This is a genomic window from Lactobacillus isalae (assembly GCF_947539375.1).
Classification (GTDB): Bacteria; Bacillota; Bacilli; order Lactobacillales; family Lactobacillaceae; genus Lactobacillus; species Lactobacillus isalae.
The window spans coordinates 987,062-1,005,690 of record NZ_OX443569.1 but is presented as its reverse complement, the minus strand read 5'-3'; the positions used below and the strand labels follow the sequence as shown (position 1 = coordinate 1,005,690).

The window sequence follows — 18,629 nt, the reverse complement described above, 5'->3', positions numbered from 1 at the left end:
GTGAGATTTACTAATGTTGACCAAGTAATTAAAAGAATATATTCATTGCCAAAGCTCCATCCTAAGAATGATCTAAGCTATATCAAAAGGATTTTAAGAGAGTTAAATAATCCCCAAGATAGTGTTAAGACTATTCATGTTACCGGGACGAATGGTAAAGGGTCGACATCCTATTATTTGAGTAGTTTATTGCAAAAGGCCGGTCAAAAGACTGGCCTTTTTGTGTCTCCTTATATTTATGAATTTAATGAAAGAATTCAATTAAATGGTGAGAATATAAGTGATGCCGATCTGATTAGTCAGGCTAATGAAATCGAACTTGCAATTGATACTCTTAGAAAAGATGATCCTAACTTTTCTCTAGTGACATTTGAATATGAAGTAGCTCTGGCTTTTCAATTTTTTGCTCAGAAGAAATGCGACTATGCAGTAATCGAAGTTGGAATTGGTGGAGAGCATGATAAGACTAATGTAATTATTCCTGAAGTCAGTGTGATTACAACTATTGGCCTTGACCATGAAAAAATAATTGGACCTACTTTAACAGATATTGCTAGAGAAAAAAGTGGCATAATTAAAGAGAATCGGCCTGTTGTACTAGGGAATATCCCAAAAGATGTTTTAAAGATCTTGCTCGATAAAGCTCGTGGTAAAAATTCAAAGTCCTTTTTATTGGGGAGAGATTTTCGAATTGAAGTATCTAAAAATGCGATTAAATATCGAGATTCAGAGAATTGTTATCAATTTTTGCTGCGTCCATTAGTAGAAGCCTATGATATTGGGGTAGCAGTTCAAGCGATTCAGCTTTTGAATTTGAGCTTAAGCAAGCAAATGATCGAAGAGGCAATTAATGAAACTCATATTCCCGGCAGATATGATGTAGTTCAAACTAAGCCTGAAATAATTGTTGATGGAGCACATAATTTACAAGCAATGACAAATTTACTTCAAATAGTTCGAAAAAAGAATAAAGGCCAGTTATATGTACTTCTTGGGATGATGAAAGACAAGGACTTGGGTTTGATTACAGAATTATTCAAGGATGAAAAGGTTACTTTAACGCGAATAAATTATCCTAGAGCGGCTAAGCTAGAAGATTTTCCTAAAGAAGCTCAAGAAAAATATAATTATGAGGAAAATTTTGAACTAGCATACAATAATTTAAAGAATAGATTGAAGCCAGATGATATGCTGTTAGTGACAGGGTCTTTTTATTTAGTTGGTGCAGTTTTGGCTAACTGCAAAAGAGGTAAAAATGAAAATTAAAGATATCACTGAACCAATTGAAGGCGTCATTTTTGATATGGATGGGTTACTTGTTAACTCAGAAAAGTTGTATTGGGATGCTAATATTGTTGCAGCCAAAGAAGCAAACTTGGATATACCTGACGACAGCTATTTGAAACTAGTTGGCTCCTCAGTTAAAGAAATGGAAGAGTTTTATCATCGACATTTTAAAACTAAAGCGGATCGAGATAAGTTTATTAAAAGAACTGATGAATTGGTTTGGAAATGGACTGATGAAGGAAAACTAAAACTTCAACCTGGTGTGCTAGAGGCGTTACAACTATTTAAGAAAAGGCAGGTTAAATTAGCAATTGCATCAAGTAATTACGATGAAGTAGTTGCCCATAATTTGGATGTTTTAAAAATAAAAGATTATTTTGATTTTTATCTAAGTTATAAAGACGTTGAGGCAGGAAAAATTAAAGCAAAACCTGCACCAGATATTTATTTGCTAGCGGCAAAAAAGATGCAACTTCCGGCAGATAATCTATTAGTATTTGAAGATTCAAGTACCGGTGTTGCGGCTGCAAGTGCTGCGGGTTTAAAATGCGTAATGGTTCCAGACTTAAAGCAAGCAACAGATTTAGATAAAAAGAATGCGACATTAATTTGTAAAGATTTTTATACTTTTATTGAAAAAATTGAGTAGTTTTTTCGTAATAAATATCAAAGGAGTAATTGATATTTATGAAAAAAGAAGAACTATTGCAAACTGATGTTGATTTAGTAAAGAAATTAGCTAAATCGTTAGATAGAAAGAATATTGCTACGTTTGATAGCTTGTTTGAGCTATTAAATCAAGTGGGAATAAAGAGTTTTAAAGAATTATGGCAGTACGCAGCTAGTCCTGAATGTGATGATGAAACGGCTATTCTATTGCAGCTGATATTAGAGCGAATAAAGAGCGTTAATAGCAAGAAGATAGAAAGTTTTTATTCTAGCTCACAAGTGGGATGCTATATAGCTGATAAGTTGTGTGGCCGCAAGCAAGAAGAGTTGTATGGTATTTATCTTGATTCTAAAAATAAAATTATTGCTGAAAAACTAATTTTTCAAGGAACGGTAAACAGAGCGGTAGCCCATCCTAGAGATATCTTTCGCTGGGCCGTAATCTATAATAGTACTGCTTTTTTTATTGCGCATAATCATCCAAGCGGAGACGAGCAACCTTCGCAGCATGATTTACGTTTTACTAAAAAACTAGTAGAAGCAAGTAAATGCATGGGAATTGATTTTCTAGATCATTTTATTGTGACTGATAACACTTACTTAAGTTTTCGAGAGATGGAACTTCTTTAAGTCTTCCTTAAGTATGGGCAAAATTCCTTAAAGCAAATTTTTACATTAGAGTTTCTATGCTATAATATCTAAGACTAAATAAAGATACGATTTAGGCTAAAATAATTAAAGAGATAAATTTAAGGAGAGATTTTGCGTGTTTGGATTAGGATCTAAAAATATTGGGATTGATTTGGGAACTGCCAACACACTCGTTTATATTGAAGGTAAGGGTATTGTTTTACGTGAACCTTCTGTTGTTGCTAAGAACACTCAAACGGGTGAAGTTATTGCCGTCGGTTCAGAAGCCAAAGAAATGATTGGTAGAACTCCTGGCTCAATTGTTGCTATTCGTCCAATGAAAGATGGAGTAATTGCCGATTACGATACAACTGCTGCAATGCTTAAATACTTCATGGAAAAGACAGTTGGTAACTCAAAGCCTGCAGCTATGATCTGTGTGCCTTCTGGTGTAACTGAAGTTGAAAAGAGAGCCGTAATTGATGCAGCTAGAGTTGCTGGTGCACGTGAAGCATATGTTATTGAAGAACCATTTGCAGCAGCTATTGGTGCTGGTCTTCCTGTTATGGATCCAACAGGTTCAATGGTTGTTGATATTGGTGGTGGTACTACTGACGTTGCAACTATTTCATTAGGTGGTATTGTTTCATCTCGTTCTACTAGAATGGCTGGAGATAAGTTTAACAGTGCTATCGCAACTTACATTCATCAAAATTACAATTTATTAATTGGTGAAAGAACTGCTGAAACTATTAAGATTCAAATTGCTTCTGCTTCAGTTGAAAAGGCAAAAGAAATTGAATCTATGAATATTCGTGGTCGTGACCTAGTAACAGGATTACCAAAATCAATTGATATTAATGCTGAAGATGTTGCAAAAGCTATTCAAGAAGTAGTTCAAAATATTATTGTAGCAATTAAAGAAACTTTGGAAGAGACATCTCCAGAAATTGCTGCTGATGTTATCGATCATGGTATTGTGTTAACTGGTGGTGGAGCTCTATTAAAGAACTTGCCAGAAGTTATTTCTGATGCTACTAAAGTTCCAGTCTTTATTGCTCAAGATCCACTTGATTGTGTTGCAATTGGTACCGGTGAATCTCTCAAAAATATTGAAGTTATGCGTAAGAGACGTTAATTTAGAGACCGGCGTGAAAGCCGGTCTTTTTTATTAACTTGTAAATTAGGAAGATAGTAGTAGATGAAAAAATTTCTCAAAAACAAAAAGTTATTGACGATTTTTGTGCTAGTTATTTTAGTTTTAAGTATGTTATCTATTTCCGTTCGCTTACGTAATAAGAGAGAATCACCTTTCTTAGTTCAAAAAATTGGTAATGATACAGTTTCTATTGTTACTAGGGTAGTTAACTGGCCAATAAATTTAGTTTCTAATGGCGTTGCCAACGTTGAGGACTTGTTTAATGCTCAAGCTGAAAATGATCACTTGAAAAAGCAAATTGATAACTTGGCTCAAACTAAAGCTCGTAATAGTTCACTTGAATCTGAAAATACGCAATTAAAGCAGGCGTTAGAATTAAAGAAAACCCTAACTGACTATACTATTATTAACGGTTCGGTAATTTCACGTGCTGCAGATACTTGGTCTGATTTATTAATCATCGATCAAGGATCAAGAGCGGGTGTCAGAAAAAACATGCCGGTTATGTCAGGTAAAGGGGTTATCGGACGTGTAGTAGAAGTAAACAGTACTACCTCTAAAGTTGAATTGATTACTACAACTGATAAATCAACAAATAAGTTTGCTGTTGAAGCAGATGCAGACAATGGTAAAAAGGTTCATGGGGTAATATCTGTTACTAGCAATAATCAATTGGCATTTACTCAAGTTGTTGATGGTCAAAAGTTAAAAAAGGGTACGCGTGTTTATACTAGTGGTATGGGTGGTTTATCACCAAAAGGATTATTAGTAGGTACAGTTAAGAAAACAACGCGTGATACGTTTGGACTATCTGATGTTGTTGAAATTCAACCTGCAGGAAATCTTAATGATCCATCTGTTGTGTCTGTAATTAAAAGAAAGGTTGAAGAGTAATGGCAGAATTACGTCGATGGTATGTTGCCATTGCCTTATTTATGGCACTAATTTTAGATGGAGTATTAGCCTTTAATTTACAGACTTTTATTTTTCATCAAAGTTTTTCTGGAAGCTGTTGGTTAACAGTTATTGGAATTACTTTAATAGCATTATGTGATGATAAAAATGACGCGAATATCTGGCTTTGTTTGGGATTAGGAGTAATAGCAGATCTTTACTATTTAGGAATAATTGGAATCTATACTGTTGCTTTTCCTTTGATTTGCTTTCTTCTTCAACAAAGCGCTAGATTTTTACCAGAGGTATTTTGGTTTCGCTTATTAATTTGTTTAGTTACTTATTTCTGTGTAAGTGTTTATGTTTTCTTGATGTTGAACTTAGTAGGTTTAATTCAATTATCTTTTGCTAGTTTTTCACGCAGTATTTTATCTAATTTATTGTGGTGCTTGATTTTAGTCTTATGTACTTATTGGTTCTGGGTAAAACTTGCAGAAGAGTATCCATTTTTGAAAAAAGAATATTATTTTTAAACCAAAAAAGGAGTCGCGATATCGCGACTCCTTTTAACATGCAAAATATTTTAAAACTGAAAGACACCAGTTCCAATTAGAGCAGTAGCTACTACACCAAGAAGGGTAATAACTGCCATGAACCAGGCCATAACAATAGTTAATTTTTGAAATCCAGATTTTTTCTTACGTTTTCTCATGTGTCCCTCCTAAATTAATAATTCTAGTGTACCATGATTTTAATTATAATTTTATATTTAATTGAAATAGTTTAAAATAAACTTATTGGAGGTCTTTCATGAATTTTTTGCTTATCTTTTTGATTCCATTATGTGGAATTGTGGTTGCTGCTTTTTTAGTTAAACTATTTCCTAAAGCACAATTTAGCGGTTATGATATTTTACCATTTTTCTTTATTGTTGCTTGCCAGTTGTTAACGCAAGAAACAAAGCAACCATCCTTTTTACCTTATGGATTTCTACTATACTTTATTTTGGTAGTAATCGTGTCAGTTTATACGGCTGTCAAAAATAAAAATATTTCTGTCGGAAAAACTTTTGGTATGTTGTGGCATTATTTAGCCGCTTCATCAATTGTTTGGTATGTTGGTCTTCTAATTTTGCTCTTATTATAACGAACTCCCCACAATTTTTATAAAAACTTAAAGTGCTCTTATCCTTGAGATAAGGGCATTTTATTTTGAATAAAATTTTAATTATCATAAAATAACAGAATATCTAAATAAAAAGTGTAAAACTTGTGGTAGAAAGTGGGGAAGTGTGGTAAATTATTCATTGGAAAGGGGGCTAGACCATGTTCATGGGCGAGTATCATCACAATCTCGACAGCAAGGGGCGGCTAATTATACCGGCCAAATTTAGAGACGAGATTGGTGATAAGATGGTATTTACTCGTGGAATGGAAGGCTGTATTTTTGGCTATCCAATTGAAGAATGGCAAAAAATTGAGGCTAAGTTAGCCAAACTTCCACTGACGAAGAGAAGTGCGCGTAAATTTACGCGACTTTTCTACTCAGGTGCGATGGAGAGTGAGTTCGACAAGCAAGGACGTGTTAATCTGACCATGACACTGAAAGAGCATGCCGCACTCATTAAGGAATGTGTGATTGTTGGTGTTTCCGACCGAATTGAAATTTGGTCAGCAGAACGCTGGAATGATTTCTCGGAAGAAGCCAATGAAAACTATGACGATATCGCAGAAGACTTGGATGACATCGAGTTATAGAAAATTATGAAATTCAAGCATAAAAGCGTGCTTTTGCACGAAACAATAGACAATTTAAATCCAAAAGATGATGGTCTTTATGTTGACGCAACTTTTGGTGGTGGTGGTCACGCTCGATATTTACTCAGTAAATTGAACAGAGGAACTGTTATTGGATTTGATCAAGATGAATATGCAATTTCGATGGCAAAAGAGAGTTTTGCTGAGAAATTGAAACCAGGAGCTGAACCAAGATTAATGTTGGTTCATGATAACTTCTGTCATTTGAAAGAAAATCTGGTAGAGCTGGGAATTTCAGATGGAATAGATGGTATTTATTACGATCTTGGAGTTTCGTCTCCGCAGTTTGATCAACCTGAACGTGGTTTTTCTTATCGGTTTGATGCACGATTAGATATGAGGATGGACCAAAGCCAAGAGTTAGATGCCTATACAATAGTCAATACTTGGTCTCAAAAAGAACTAAGTGACATTTTATATAGGTATGGGGATGAGAAGTTTTCTCGTCAGATCGCTAGAAAGATAGTTGATCGAAGAAAAGAAAAACCTATTGTAACTACATTTGATTTAGTTGATGTGATTAAAGATGCGATTCCAGCATATGCAAGACGAAGTGGAGGGCATCCTGCTAAGAAGAGCTTTCAAGCAATTCGAGTTGCAGTTAACAACGAATTAGGTGTATTGCAAGAATCTCTTGAAGAGGCAATTAAGCTATTGAAGCCGGGTGGCCGAATTAGCGTAATTACTTTTCAGTCTCATGAAGATAAGATCGTCAAAAAGATCTTTAAGAAGTATTCTGAAGTCGAGATACCACGGGGAATGCCGATGGTTCCGGCTGACAGTAAACCAACATTGCGGCTGGTTAGTCGCAAACCTATCATGGCAAGTAGTGATGAATTAGAGGAAAATAACCGCTCACACAGTGCCAAGTTAAGGGTTGCAGAGAAATTATAGTTTTTAGTTAAAATTTAAGGAGAAGAAAATGGCTGATAGCTCAGCAAGAAATTTAAATTATCAACAAAGTCAACAGCAGACTGAGCAGCCAAAGAAAGCAATTGTTCTTAATCCCAAAAGCGTTCCTTGGACAGCATTCGAAAAAAGTTTAGTCGTTCTAGGTTCACTCATTACTTTAGGATTAATGATCTTATTGGTTTCAGCCAGCATTTCTGCTACTAGTGCACAGCATCAGTTAGCAAATGTTGAGCAAACAATAATTTCTCAAAAAAGTCATAACACTGATCTTCGTCAGGAGATTGGTGAATTAACGTCAACTACTAGAATTAATAAAATTGCTCGTGATCAAGGCTTGCACTTGGTTGAGAGTAACATTAGGAATGTCCGTTAATGAAAAAGTTTAATAACTTAAATAGAAATAGATCCAAAGCCCACGGCTACCGCTTTACGGTGGGGAGAATCCTCCAGCTAGTCTTGGCTTTGGTTTTTCTTGTATTTATAGGTAGATTTTTATATATAGGAATTTCAAATCAAGTTGCCGGTGAAGATTTGAATAAGCGTGTAAATCAAATATACCGTCGAAATGAAGTCTTAAAGGCAACTCGAGGAACTATTTATGATAAGAATGGTTTAACTCTTGCAGAAGATGCTCATGTGTTTACCGTGTATGCAATTTTAGATAAGAGTTCTATTGATTACCATAATAAGCCAATGTATGTTACTAATAAGCGCAAAACAGCACAAAAATTGGCTGAAGTACTTCCATTAAGTGAAGAAAAAATATATTCATATTTAACTCCTAAACATAAGGCTTTTCAGGTTGAATTTGGTTCGGCTGGTACTGGTTTGACTTTATCTCAAAAGAATAGAATTGAAGATATGAAGTTGCCAGGAATTAAATTTATTGAAACCCCATCTCGCCTTTATCCAAATGGAAATTTTGCTTCTCACATTATTGGTCTGGCTCAACCACAAAAGAGTCAAGGAACTAGTAATTTAGTGGGGACAATGGGAATTGAAGCTTATTTTAATAAGCAATTAGCTGGTAAAGATGGTTATCGTGAAGCATTTGTAGATGCTGAAAACTATCAATTGCCTAATAGCCAGAAGAATGCTCGAGCAACAAAAGATGGAGATAATATTTACTTAACACTTGACTCAAGATTGCAAACTTATCTAGAAGTTTTAATGTCGCAAGTTCAAGATAAATATAAGCCTAAAGCACTAACAGCAGTTGTAGAAGATATTAAGACTGGTAAAATTTTAGCTGCTTCCCAGCGTCCTACTTTTAATCCTCAAACTAAAAAGGGTTTGGATACTTCATGGCGAAATATGTTAGTTCAAGATTCATATGAACCAGGTTCTGTGTTTAAAGTCTTGACTTATTCAAGTGCTATTCAAAGTGGCAATTATAATCCTAACGAACAATACAAGTCTGGATCAGTAACAGTTCAGGGTTCAACAATCCACGACTGGAATAATAGTGGTTGGGGAACGATTCCATTTAGTCAGGCTTTTCCTAGATCAAGTAATGTTGGTTTTGTAAAGCTAGAACAAAAGATGGGAGCAAAGACTTGGAAAGAATATTTGAATAAATACAGAATTGGTAAAAAGACGGGAGTAACACTTCCTGGAGAAACGGCTGGGATTTTAAACTTTTCAACGCCTTTGAATCAAGCAGTTACTGCATTTGGACAGGGTGTTAACGTTAATGCAATGCAAATGATGCAGGCTTATAGTGCTTTGGCAAATAACGGCCAAATGGTGAAACCGCAATTTGTTGAAAAAATAGTTTCTCCATCAGGTAAGGTAGTCGAAAAATTCCACCGAACAAAGGTTGGTGAGCCTATTTATTCCGCTAAGACCGCTAAGGCAGTACTGAAAGGTATGCAGGATGTTGTTAATGCTTCCTATGGTACTGGAGCGGCTTACAAAATGCCTGGAAAGAGTATTGCAGTAAAAACTGGTACCGCTCAAATTGCAGGACCTCATGGTGGTTATTTAACAGGGGATAATAATTATATTTTCTCAGTGGTTGGAGTAACTCCTGCTAATAATCCAAGATATTGTGTTTATTTAACCATGAAACAACCACAAAAGATGTCCAAGCCAGCAGAAACGATTCTTTCTTCTATCTTTAAGCCAATTATGAATCGTTTGATTTCAATTTCAGATTCTTCGGCAAAAGTTAATGAAAAAGTGTCTGTACCAGCTTTAACTGGTAAAAGCGTTGAAAAAGCAAAAGAAGACGCTAATAATGCTGGAGTTTCAGTTGAAGTTATCGGAACTGGCAAGACAGTTAGTCGTCAATCAGTTGGTGCTGGCGTAAAGCAAGATACTGATTCTAAAATTTTCTTGTTTACCGGAGGGCAAGTTACTTGTCCAAATATGGTTGGCTGGACTGAAGATGAGGTTAACAGCTTTATGACTACTACGGATATTCCGATTACGATTAACGGAAAAGGGAAAGTTACTAAGCAGTCTATTTCAGCTGGAAAAGTAATTGATAAAAATAGTAAGCTATCTGTAAACTTAAAATAGTAAAAAAGTTAAAGGAGTAATACAAAATGCAGTTTTCTTTGATACCGTTCATTAGCAGTTTTGCTCTTACGGTTATCTTCTTACCGTTGTTTATTGGCTTTATGCGCATGAAGCATGAGGGACAAGTTATTAGAGATGAAGGTCCAAAATGGCATGAGAAAAAATCTGGTACCCCCACTATGGGTGGAGTTGTCTTTATGCTTGCCAGTGTTATCTCAACTTTATGGGTTGCGCTTTGGCAAAAAGATATTAATAAAACTGCATGGATTTTAATCATTGCGTTTTTAGGCTATGGAATTATTGGTTTCTTAGATGATGGAATCAAATTGTATTTTAAACGCAACTTGGGATTAAGAGCATGGCAAAAATTATTGGGTCAAATTATTATTGCGGCTTTAATTATTGCACTTGCATTTAGCGATCATTTTGCATTTGAATTATATATTCCATTTGCGGGGATGGTAAGAAATTCATTCTTGTTCAGTTTATTAGTACTTTTCTGGTTAGTTGGATTTTCTAACGCTGTTAACTTATCTGATGGGCTAGATGGTTTAGCAACAGGTTTATCTATTATTGCCTATGCTACTTATGCTTGGATAGCTTACCAAGAAAAAAATTGGATTATTCTTATCTTTACCATGAGTGTAATCGGTGGTTTAGTTGGTTTCTTTATCTTTAACCACAAGCCAGCTAAAATTTTCATGGGGGATGCAGGTTCACTAGCTCTTGGTGGTGGATTAGCTACTGTATCAATCTTCCTTCACCGTCCATGGTCATTACTTTTAATCGGAATCGTCTTTGTGTTAGAAACTTTGAGTGTTATCTTGCAGGTTATTTCTTTCCAAACTACTGGAAAGAGAATCTTTAAGATGACACCGATTCACCACCACTTTGAAATGCTTGGATGGTCTGAATGGAAAGTTGATATTGTCTTTTGGATTGTTGGTTTAATTGGAAGTATTATCTATTTAATTATCTGGGGTTAATTTTAAAATGAAACAAATAAAAACATATGAAAATAAAAATATTTTGATTTTGGGTTTAGGAAAAAGTGGTTTTTCTGTAGCTAAACTGCTTTTAAAATTAGGAGCTAAGCTTACCTTAAATGATAAAAAAGATCTATCTAACGATGATCGAGCTGCTGAATTAGAGAAGTTAGGCGTTCGAGTTATTTCAGGATATCATCCAGTAGAGATTTTTGATGAGGAAAAATTTGATTATCTTGTTAAAAACCCCGGTATTCCTTATGAAAATCCAATGGTTGAAAAAGCATTAAAATTAGATATTCCAGTTATCACTGAGCCTGAAATTGCTCTTAATGTTAGTGAAGCACCATATGTTTGTGTTACTGGTTCAAATGGTAAGACAACTACAGTAATGCTTACTCAGAGAATCATGGATCATCATTTATCTAAAAATGGTGGTCATGCTTATGCAGTTGGTAATATTGGTGTACCAATTTCAGAAGTTGTTGAAAAAGCAACTAGTAAAGATTTGCTTGTAGTAGAAATGTCTAGTTTCCAGTTGCTAGGTGTAACAGATATTAAGCCTAAGGTAGCAGCTATCGTTGATATTTATAATAATGTCCATCTTGATTATCATAAGACTTTTGATAATTATGTGGAAGCCAAACTTAGAATTACTCAATCTCAAGATCAAGATGATTATTTCATTGCTAACTTTGATCAAAAAGATATTTTGGATAGAGAATTAAAGAAGACCAAAGCCAAAGTTCAAACATTTTCAGAAACAGATAAGATGGCAGATTATTTTATTGGTGATGAATATCTTGAAAGTAAAGATGATCATCAGATTATGAAGATCAGCGATATCAAGATCCCAGGTATTCATAACCAACAAAATTGTTTAGTAGCAATTGCTATTTCTAAATTGATGGGTGCAGATGACAGTGACATTCAATATGCACTAAGTACTTTTACAGGTGCTACACACCGTCTGCAATATGTGATGACTTACAATGATCGTAAGATTTATAACGATTCAAAATCTACTAATATTGAAGCTGCTACTGTAGCTATTCCTTCATTTAAAGAACCTGAAGTTTTGATTGCTGGTGGATTAGATCGTGGTTTTATGTTTGATTCATTAGTTCCACTGTTTAAGAAACATGTAAAGTCAATTGTACTTTACGGTGAAACTAAATATCTTTTAGCTGATGCTGCTCGTAAAGCAGGGATTAAAGATATTGTAATTGTTAATACTCTACAAGAAGCTGTTCCACGGGCATATGAATTGAGTGAAGCAGGAGATGTTATTTTGTTCTCACCAGCATGTGCTTCTTGGGATCAATTTAATACTTTTGAAGAACGTGGAGACTTTTTTGTAAAATTTATTAAGGAATTAAAGACTAAGTAAAATGAGAGTAATTTTTTCTGGTGGCGGAACTGGTGGCCACATTTACCCAATTATGGCATTGATTGAACGTTTGAAAGAACGTAAGTTAGTTACAGACGATGAAATTTTATTTGTCGGAACTGATCGCGGACTAGAATCTAAGATAGTTCCAGCAGCTGGTATTCCTTTTAAAACTCTAAAAATTAAAGGTTTTGATCGAAAACATCCTTTGAAGAATTTTGAAACAATTGAGCTTTTCATCAAGGCTACTAAAGAAGCAAAGCAAATTATTAAAAACTTCAAGCCAGATGTAGTCGTAGGAACCGGTGGTTATGTATCAGGTGCGATAGTTTATGAAGCAGCTAAGATGCATGTCCCAACTATTATCCATGAATCCAATTCTGTTGTTGGTTTAGCTAATAAGTTCTTAGCTCATTATGTTGACAAAATTTGTTACACATTTGATGATGCAGCTAAGCAATTTTCAGAAAAGAAAAAACTAGTTAAAACGGGTAACCCACGTTCTCAGCAAGTTCTAGGTCTCAATAAAGAAAATGTCGATATTGCTAAAAAATGGGATTTAAATCCTAATATGCCAACAGTATTAATCTTCGGCGGTTCGCGTGGTGCTTTAGCAATTAATCAAATTGTCGAAAAATCATTATCCGAACTTGAAACTAAGCCTTATCAAGTTATTTGGGCAACTGGACAACTATATTATGGGGACGTTAAAAAGAAATTAGCTGGTAAAGAAATTAGCTCAAATATTAAGATTGTTCCTTATATCGACAATATGCCAGGCTTATTACCACAAATGACATGTGTTGTTGCAAGATCTGGAGCAACTAGTTTAGCTGAATTCACTGCTTTGGGTGTTCCTGTAATTTTAATTCCTAGTCCAAATGTTACTCATAACCATCAAATGAAGAATGCAATGGATATGGAGAAGGCTGGAGCTGCTTTAGTTATTGCAGAAGATGACCTAAATCCAAATAACTTTGTTTCATCAATTGATCATATTTTGCTAGATACAAATTATGCAAAGAAGATGAGTGAAGCTTCTAAGCGATTAGGTGTGCCGGATGCATCTGATCAAGTTATCTCAGTGATGGAAAATTTGATAAAGAATAAATAATGAAAGGAAGTGAGGCATGTGGCCAAAAAGAAAATAACCAAGAAAGATCCTAAGAAAGAATTATCGGGATGGATTGATTATAAAAATAAAGCTAATAACAATGAGAAAAGAAGGGTCTCTGCCTCACTGACTAAACTACAAGCTGAGCGACGTCATGCTTTATTAACTCGTTTAGGTTTTATAATTTTCTTTTCGTTATGCTGTATTTTAGCTTTAGGTTACTATATTTCACCAAAAGCTAATGTGGCAAGTGTACAAGTTAAAGGCGCTCCTGAGTTAAATAGTAAGCAGGTTGTTAAGACATTAGATATTACCCCAGAAAATAAAGTTGTATTTTGCTTATTGAAGGGTAAAAAATATAGTCAAAAACTCTCAGCTGCCTTTCCTGAAATAGAAAAAGTACAGGTGGGCGTAGAAAAGACTAATCATCTAATTTTAAATATTAAAGAGCGACCAGTGATCGGATATATCCATGAAGGCGATGGTTACCGTAAAATACTAGCTACTGGAAAAGTTGGTAGCCAAGTTATTGCAAGTAACAAAATTGATAAAAGCAAACCTTTGTTTATTGGATATAATCAAAAAGTTTCTCTTAGTGAAGATATCAAGGTTTATGCCAGTCTCCCACAACATATACGTGACCAAGTGAAAATGCTGAGTGGTGAAACGCGCAGACCGACACAGATCATTTTAGTGATGAAAGATAATAATATTGTTATTGGTAATCTTTCGACAATTAAAAGTAAAATACGCTACTATGACAAGATTAAAAGTCAGCTTAAGGAACCATCTGTAGTTGACTTTGAAATTGGAGCTTATAGTAGACCGCTCACACAAGCAGAAAAAGTCAAATTGGGACTGACTTGATATTAGTTAGAACTAAAACCATATGTTAAAATTTATTATATAGTTATGTTTTGGGGGCATTACCTTGGATAAAACTGATTTACTTGTAGGCTTGGATATAGGAACAACAAGCGTAAAAGCAGTTGTCGCTGACACTGCATCTAATGAAATGCAAATTATTGGTGCTGCAAATGGTCCTACTAAAGGAATGAGGCATGGAAAGATTGTCGATATTGATCAAACGGCTGAAAGTATTAGTGCTGTTTTGAAAAAAGTAGCACAAAAGACAAATTCTAAGATCTATCGTGTAGTAACTGGTATTCCAGTAGGACTACTTCAATTAGAAAATGCAGTTGGTTTAATCAATATTGAAGAAAATGGTAGAGAGGTTACAGACAATGATGTTAAACGCGTCTTGGTAACTGCAATTGATACCGCCTTGAAAGATGGACGAGAAGCAATTGCTTTTCTACCCAATAAGTTTTTAATTGATGGAAAAACTGACGTTGACGATCCAAGAAAGATGATCGCACACTCTCTTGAAGTGCATGGTATTTTGTTAACTGCACCAAGTGCAGATTTGCATAATATCCGAAAGGCTATTGAAAGAGCAGGCTATCAAAATAATTTCTTTGTTCCTACACCTTTAGCAATTGCCAGTGTTGCTCTTGACGAGGGAGAGAGAACATTTGGAACTATTATTCTTGATTTAGGTGGAGGTTCAACTACAGCTACTGTAATTCATGAGAATAAAATTAAGTATGCAACAATTGATTTAGAAGGCGGAATTGACATTACCAATGATATTTCAGTTGTTTTAAATACGTCGAAAAAAGAAGCTGAAAAGATCAAATTGCAGTTTGGTTATGCCGATCCGAGTTTAACTTCTAGTGATAACCAATTCCCAGTAAATGTAGTAGGCGAAAATGCTCCTAAGATGATTGATGAAGAGTATCTAAGTGAAATAATTAATGCTCGTCTCGATCAGACATTTAGTCGAATTGGAAAGGGATTAAAGTCACATGATGCATTTAACTTGCCAGGTGGTGTTGTAATTACTGGTGGTACTAGTGCATTGCAAGGCATTGATGATATTGTTAAAGAAGATTTTGGCGTAAAAGCTAGAATTTTCCAACCTGATCAAATGGGATTGCGAAATCCAATGTATGCAGCAGGCTACGGCGTAGTAAACTATGCTTATAACTTGGCTGATATTGACTACTTGGTTAACAGTGTTATTTATGGAAATCAGGTCACTTCGCCTGTTTCTAATCAATCTTCGTCTCAAGAAAATATGAAATTTTTCAAAAGACGCGTAACTCCTAGTGAAATGGAGCAGAAAGAAGATTATAATAAGACTAGTGCTACATCAACGGTCTCTACGTCTGAAGAGAATGATGATAAGAAGAATAATAAAAAAGGAATCAAAGAATTCTTTAAGAAATTTTTTGATTAAAAATAAGGTGGTTTAGTAATGGATTTTACTTTCGATTCTGATGACAACAAGAATGCAGTCATTAAAGTAATCGGTGTTGGTGGTGCCGGTGGTAACGCTGTAAACCGAATGATTGATGAAGGAGTACAAGGAGTTTCCTTTATCGCAGCTAACACTGACGTACAAGCTTTAAATAGTAATAAAGCAGAAAACAAGATTCAACTTGGACCTAAGCTTACTCGTGGGCTAGGTGCAGGTTCTCATCCTGAAGTTGGTCAAAAGGCAGCCGAAGAGAGTCAACAAACAATTGAAGATTCTTTAAAGGGTGCTGATATGATCTTCATTACTGCGGGTATGGGAGGCGGTACTGGTACTGGTGCTGCTCCTGTAATTGCTAAGATTGCGCGTGAAACTGGTGCTTTAACTGTTGGGGTAGTTACACGTCCTTTTACTTTTGAAGGTCCAAAACGTTCAAAAAATGCAGCTGAAGGTATTGCACAATTAAAGCAATATGTAGATACTTTAGTTATCATTGCTAATAACCGTTTGTTAGAAATGGTTGATAAGAAGACTCCGATGATGGACGCCTTCAAAGAAGCTGATAATGTGCTTCGTCAAGGTGTTCAAGGTATTTCAGATTTGATCACTTCAACAGACTATGTGAACCTTGACTTTGCTGATGTAAAGACTGTCATGGAAAATCAAGGAGCAGCTTTGATGGGAATTGGTCGTGCTAGTGGTGAAAACAGAACTGTTGAAGCTACTAAGCTTGCTATTTCTTCTCCACTTCTTGAAGTTTCAATTGATGGAGCAAAGCAAGTATTGCTTAACATCACTGGTGGACCAGACTTAACTTTATTTGAAGCTCAAGATGCTTCTGATATTGTTTCAAAGGCTGCTGGCGATGGCGTAAACATCATCTTTGGTACATCAATTAATGCAAACTTAGGTGATGAAGTAGTAGTTACTGTAATTGCAACTGGTATTGATTCAAAGGCTGAAGAAGAAGCTTCAAAGCAACCAATTCGTCGTCCTTCACGCCCAGCGCGTCAAGAAGTAGTAACTCCTGAACCTGCTAAAAAAGAACAAGCAGAAGTAGCTACACCTGCACCAGCAGAAACTGCAGAAGCTAAAGTTGAAAATACAGTTACCAAAGAAGCATCTGTACAAACTACTCCTGAAGTAAAAGAAGAAAAGAAAGAATCTCAAGATACTTTACTTGACCCCACAAGCGTTTGGAAGCAAGATAGAAAAGAGAACAATCGTCCACAACAACCAGTAGAAAACGAAGAAAAAGATGACGATGAGTTTGATTCATTCAGTTCAGACGACTCCACTAGCATTTCTCAAATTGAAACTAGTGCAGATGATGAATCAGATAATGATATTCCATTCTTCAAACATCGTCGTCAAGATTAGTATTTGGAGGAAGAAATTATGGCTTTTGATAAATTAGGCAGATTTTTTGGAATTGCTGAAGATGATGAGATGAATGAAGCACCTTACACTGAAGCAGAAGAACAACAAGAAGAAATTCCTCAAGCTCAAAAGAATGAAAGAAGAGCTAATGTTGTATCTATCAATTCTGGTGTTAGTGCTACTAGCAAGATTGTTTTGTATGAACCTCGTGTATATTCCGATGCAAAAGAAGTTGCTCAAAATCTTCTAAATAACAAGGCTGTTATTATTAATTTTGCACGTATGGATGACGAACAAGCTCGTAGAATCGTTGACTTCATCACTGGTACTGTTTATGCATTGAATGGTGAAATTCAACGCGTTGGTGATAAAATCTTCTTAGCAACTCCACCAAAATTTGAGACTGACGGTAAAATTGCCGAATTAGTTGAAAAGAAAGATAAAATGGATTAATGATATTTTCAATTGTAGGCTGGATATTACGGATTATTTCTGATTTACTGAATATCTATAGCTTTCTGATTGTAATTTATACTTTACTAACTTGGATTCCAAGGTTGCTTGTGACTAAAGTTGGACGAGTACTGGGAAAAATCGTTGAGCCTTATTTAGAGATATTCGAACGTTTTATTCCACCGATAGCAGGAATTTCCTTTGCTCCTGTTGTGGCTTTATTAGTAATTTATTTTGTAAATAACTATGTCCTTTATTGGATAGCAAATATAATTAGGTACATACTTATTAGGTAAAATGGAAAAAAGACAAGCTAGTAGTTTTTATCAACATTTTGATGAAAGTGAAAGACCGACGGTAGATTACTTCGTCGGTCTTTTTAATAGATTTTTATTTAAAAGCGAACCAATACTTACAGATTTCTTGAATCCAAGACAGCAGTATATATTTAAAGAAATTGTGGGTGGCTATGCACAATTGTATAGTTTTGGCGGCTTTGCAAACGCAGAAAAAAAGCGAATGTTTCTATGTGATTGGGATCAAGGATATGATCCTGATATGTTTAAAATTACACTTTTTGAAATTGATTATCCGCAAAAATGGTCGGATCTTACACATAGTCAAATCTTGGGTGTTTTAACGCATTTAGGTATTGAACTAGACACTTTTGGTGATATTATCAATGACGAAAATGAAAATTGGCAGTTCTTTGTTAAGAGTGAACTAAAAGATTATTTTGTTGAACAAATTGATCGAATTGGTAGAACAAAAGTAAAATTGCATGAGGTGCCTTTATCTAGTGTTTTAGTGCAAGAAGATGATAGTATAGAAACGAGTGCGGTCGCAATATCGCTTCGGCTCGACGCTGTCATTAGCGCGATTACCAATTTAAGCAGAAGCCAAGTTAAGAAGATTATTGAAGACGGAGAAGTGAAATTAAATTGGCATCTTGTAACGCAATCTAATATAATTGTTTCTGTACAGGATATGCTTAGTATTCGCCATTATGGTAGATATGAAATTATTAATCTTACCACTACGAAGAAAGGTAAGAAACGACTTGAAATAAAGGTATGGCAGGCAAAGAAAAGGTGA

At 35.1% G+C, this 18,629-nt stretch carries 21 protein-coding genes; 20 read left to right on the top strand and 1 reads right to left on the bottom strand.

The window, feature by feature from the left end; all coding sequences use genetic code 11:
- From QM512_RS04845 to mreD, 6 genes are all read left to right on the top strand, one after another.
- Positions 1-1,266: a bifunctional folylpolyglutamate synthase/dihydrofolate synthase gene (locus QM512_RS04845; protein WP_282806382.1), complete on the top strand. Its 1,266-nt coding sequence runs from the start codon at positions 1-3 to the stop codon at positions 1,264-1,266.
- Positions 1,256-1,936: an HAD family hydrolase gene (locus tag QM512_RS04840; RefSeq protein WP_282806381.1), complete on the top strand. Its 681-nt coding sequence runs from the start codon at positions 1,256-1,258 to the stop codon at positions 1,934-1,936. Before QM512_RS04845 ends, QM512_RS04840 begins: the two co-directional genes overlap by 11 nt.
- A gap of 38 nt (positions 1,937-1,974) precedes the next feature.
- Positions 1,975-2,586, top strand: a complete 612-nt coding sequence (locus QM512_RS04835) for a JAB domain-containing protein (RefSeq protein WP_282806380.1) — start codon at positions 1,975-1,977, stop codon at positions 2,584-2,586.
- Positions 2,587-2,722: 136 nt separating this feature from the next.
- Entirely contained in the window at positions 2,723-3,724 is a 1,002-nt protein-coding gene (locus QM512_RS04830) for a rod shape-determining protein (RefSeq protein ID WP_282806379.1), read from the top strand.
- 63 nt (positions 3,725-3,787) lie between these two features.
- Positions 3,788-4,639, top strand: a complete 852-nt coding sequence (mreC, locus tag QM512_RS04825; protein ID WP_282806378.1) for a rod shape-determining protein MreC — start codon at positions 3,788-3,790, stop codon at positions 4,637-4,639.
- Positions 4,639-5,172 carry a rod shape-determining protein MreD gene (gene mreD / locus QM512_RS04820; protein ID WP_282806377.1) on the top strand — a complete coding sequence of 178 codons (534 nt, stop codon included), beginning with the start codon at positions 4,639-4,641 and terminating at the stop codon, positions 5,170-5,172. The genes mreC and mreD overlap by 1 nt, the downstream gene beginning before the upstream one ends.
- A gap of 50 nt (positions 5,173-5,222) precedes the next feature.
- Here mreD and QM512_RS04815 read toward each other — a convergent pair whose 3' ends face one another.
- Positions 5,223-5,351 (bottom strand): DUF4044 domain-containing protein, encoded by a 129-nt coding sequence (locus tag QM512_RS04815; RefSeq protein ID WP_003648594.1) that lies wholly within the window; start codon positions 5,349-5,351, stop codon positions 5,223-5,225.
- Between the two features lie 98 nt (positions 5,352-5,449).
- On the opposite strand from QM512_RS04815, the gene QM512_RS04810 reads away from it, so the two are divergent.
- From QM512_RS04810 to QM512_RS04745, 14 genes are all read left to right on the top strand, one after another.
- Positions 5,450-5,785, top strand: coding sequence for a DUF3397 domain-containing protein (locus tag QM512_RS04810; protein ID WP_282806376.1), 336 nt, complete (start codon positions 5,450-5,452; stop codon positions 5,783-5,785).
- A 179-nt stretch (positions 5,786-5,964) separates the two neighbouring features.
- Positions 5,965-6,396, top strand: coding sequence for a division/cell wall cluster transcriptional repressor MraZ (mraZ, locus tag QM512_RS04805; protein ID WP_282806375.1), 432 nt, complete (start codon positions 5,965-5,967; stop codon positions 6,394-6,396).
- A 6-nt stretch (positions 6,397-6,402) separates the two neighbouring features.
- Complete coding sequence (rsmH, locus tag QM512_RS04800; protein WP_282806374.1) at positions 6,403-7,350, top strand: 16S rRNA (cytosine(1402)-N(4))-methyltransferase RsmH; 948 nt, start codon at positions 6,403-6,405, stop codon at positions 7,348-7,350.
- Between the two features lie 28 nt (positions 7,351-7,378).
- Positions 7,379-7,741, top strand: coding sequence for a cell division protein FtsL (gene ftsL, locus QM512_RS04795; protein WP_003647099.1), 363 nt, complete (start codon positions 7,379-7,381; stop codon positions 7,739-7,741).
- Positions 7,741-9,891 carry a penicillin-binding protein gene (locus QM512_RS04790; protein ID WP_282806373.1) on the top strand — a complete coding sequence of 717 codons (2,151 nt, stop codon included), beginning with the start codon at positions 7,741-7,743 and terminating at the stop codon, positions 9,889-9,891. The genes ftsL and QM512_RS04790 overlap by 1 nt, the downstream gene beginning before the upstream one ends.
- Before the next feature lie 26 nt (positions 9,892-9,917).
- Entirely contained in the window at positions 9,918-10,877 is a 960-nt protein-coding gene (mraY, locus tag QM512_RS04785) for a phospho-N-acetylmuramoyl-pentapeptide-transferase (RefSeq protein ID WP_282806372.1), read from the top strand.
- 7 nt (positions 10,878-10,884) lie between these two features.
- Complete coding sequence (gene murD, locus QM512_RS04780) at positions 10,885-12,267, top strand: UDP-N-acetylmuramoyl-L-alanine--D-glutamate ligase (RefSeq protein WP_282806371.1); 1,383 nt, start codon at positions 10,885-10,887, stop codon at positions 12,265-12,267.
- Between the two features lies 1 nt (position 12,268).
- Positions 12,269-13,381 carry an undecaprenyldiphospho-muramoylpentapeptide beta-N-acetylglucosaminyltransferase gene (gene murG, locus QM512_RS04775; RefSeq protein ID WP_282806370.1) on the top strand — a complete coding sequence of 371 codons (1,113 nt, stop codon included), beginning with the start codon at positions 12,269-12,271 and terminating at the stop codon, positions 13,379-13,381.
- An 18-nt stretch (positions 13,382-13,399) separates the two neighbouring features.
- A complete protein-coding gene (locus QM512_RS04770; protein ID WP_282806369.1) occupies positions 13,400-14,248 on the top strand; it encodes a cell division protein FtsQ/DivIB in 849 nt (282 codons plus the stop codon).
- 64 nt (positions 14,249-14,312) lie between these two features.
- Positions 14,313-15,683, top strand: coding sequence for a cell division protein FtsA (gene ftsA / locus QM512_RS04765; protein ID WP_282806368.1), 1,371 nt, complete (start codon positions 14,313-14,315; stop codon positions 15,681-15,683).
- Between the two features lie 18 nt (positions 15,684-15,701).
- Positions 15,702-17,081 (top strand): cell division protein FtsZ, encoded by a 1,380-nt coding sequence (gene ftsZ, locus QM512_RS04760; RefSeq protein WP_282806367.1) that lies wholly within the window; start codon positions 15,702-15,704, stop codon positions 17,079-17,081.
- An 18-nt stretch (positions 17,082-17,099) separates the two neighbouring features.
- The gene (locus tag QM512_RS04755; protein ID WP_282806366.1) at positions 17,100-17,534 is read left to right on the top strand and encodes a cell division protein SepF; all 435 of its coding nucleotides are present in this window, start codon (positions 17,100-17,102) and stop codon (positions 17,532-17,534) included.
- Positions 17,534-17,830 (top strand): YggT family protein, encoded by a 297-nt coding sequence (locus tag QM512_RS04750; protein ID WP_282806365.1) that lies wholly within the window; start codon positions 17,534-17,536, stop codon positions 17,828-17,830. Before QM512_RS04755 ends, QM512_RS04750 begins: the two co-directional genes overlap by 1 nt.
- 1 nt (position 17,831) lies before the next feature.
- Positions 17,832-18,629, top strand: coding sequence for a YlmH family RNA-binding protein (locus QM512_RS04745; RefSeq protein ID WP_282806364.1), 798 nt, complete (start codon positions 17,832-17,834; stop codon positions 18,627-18,629).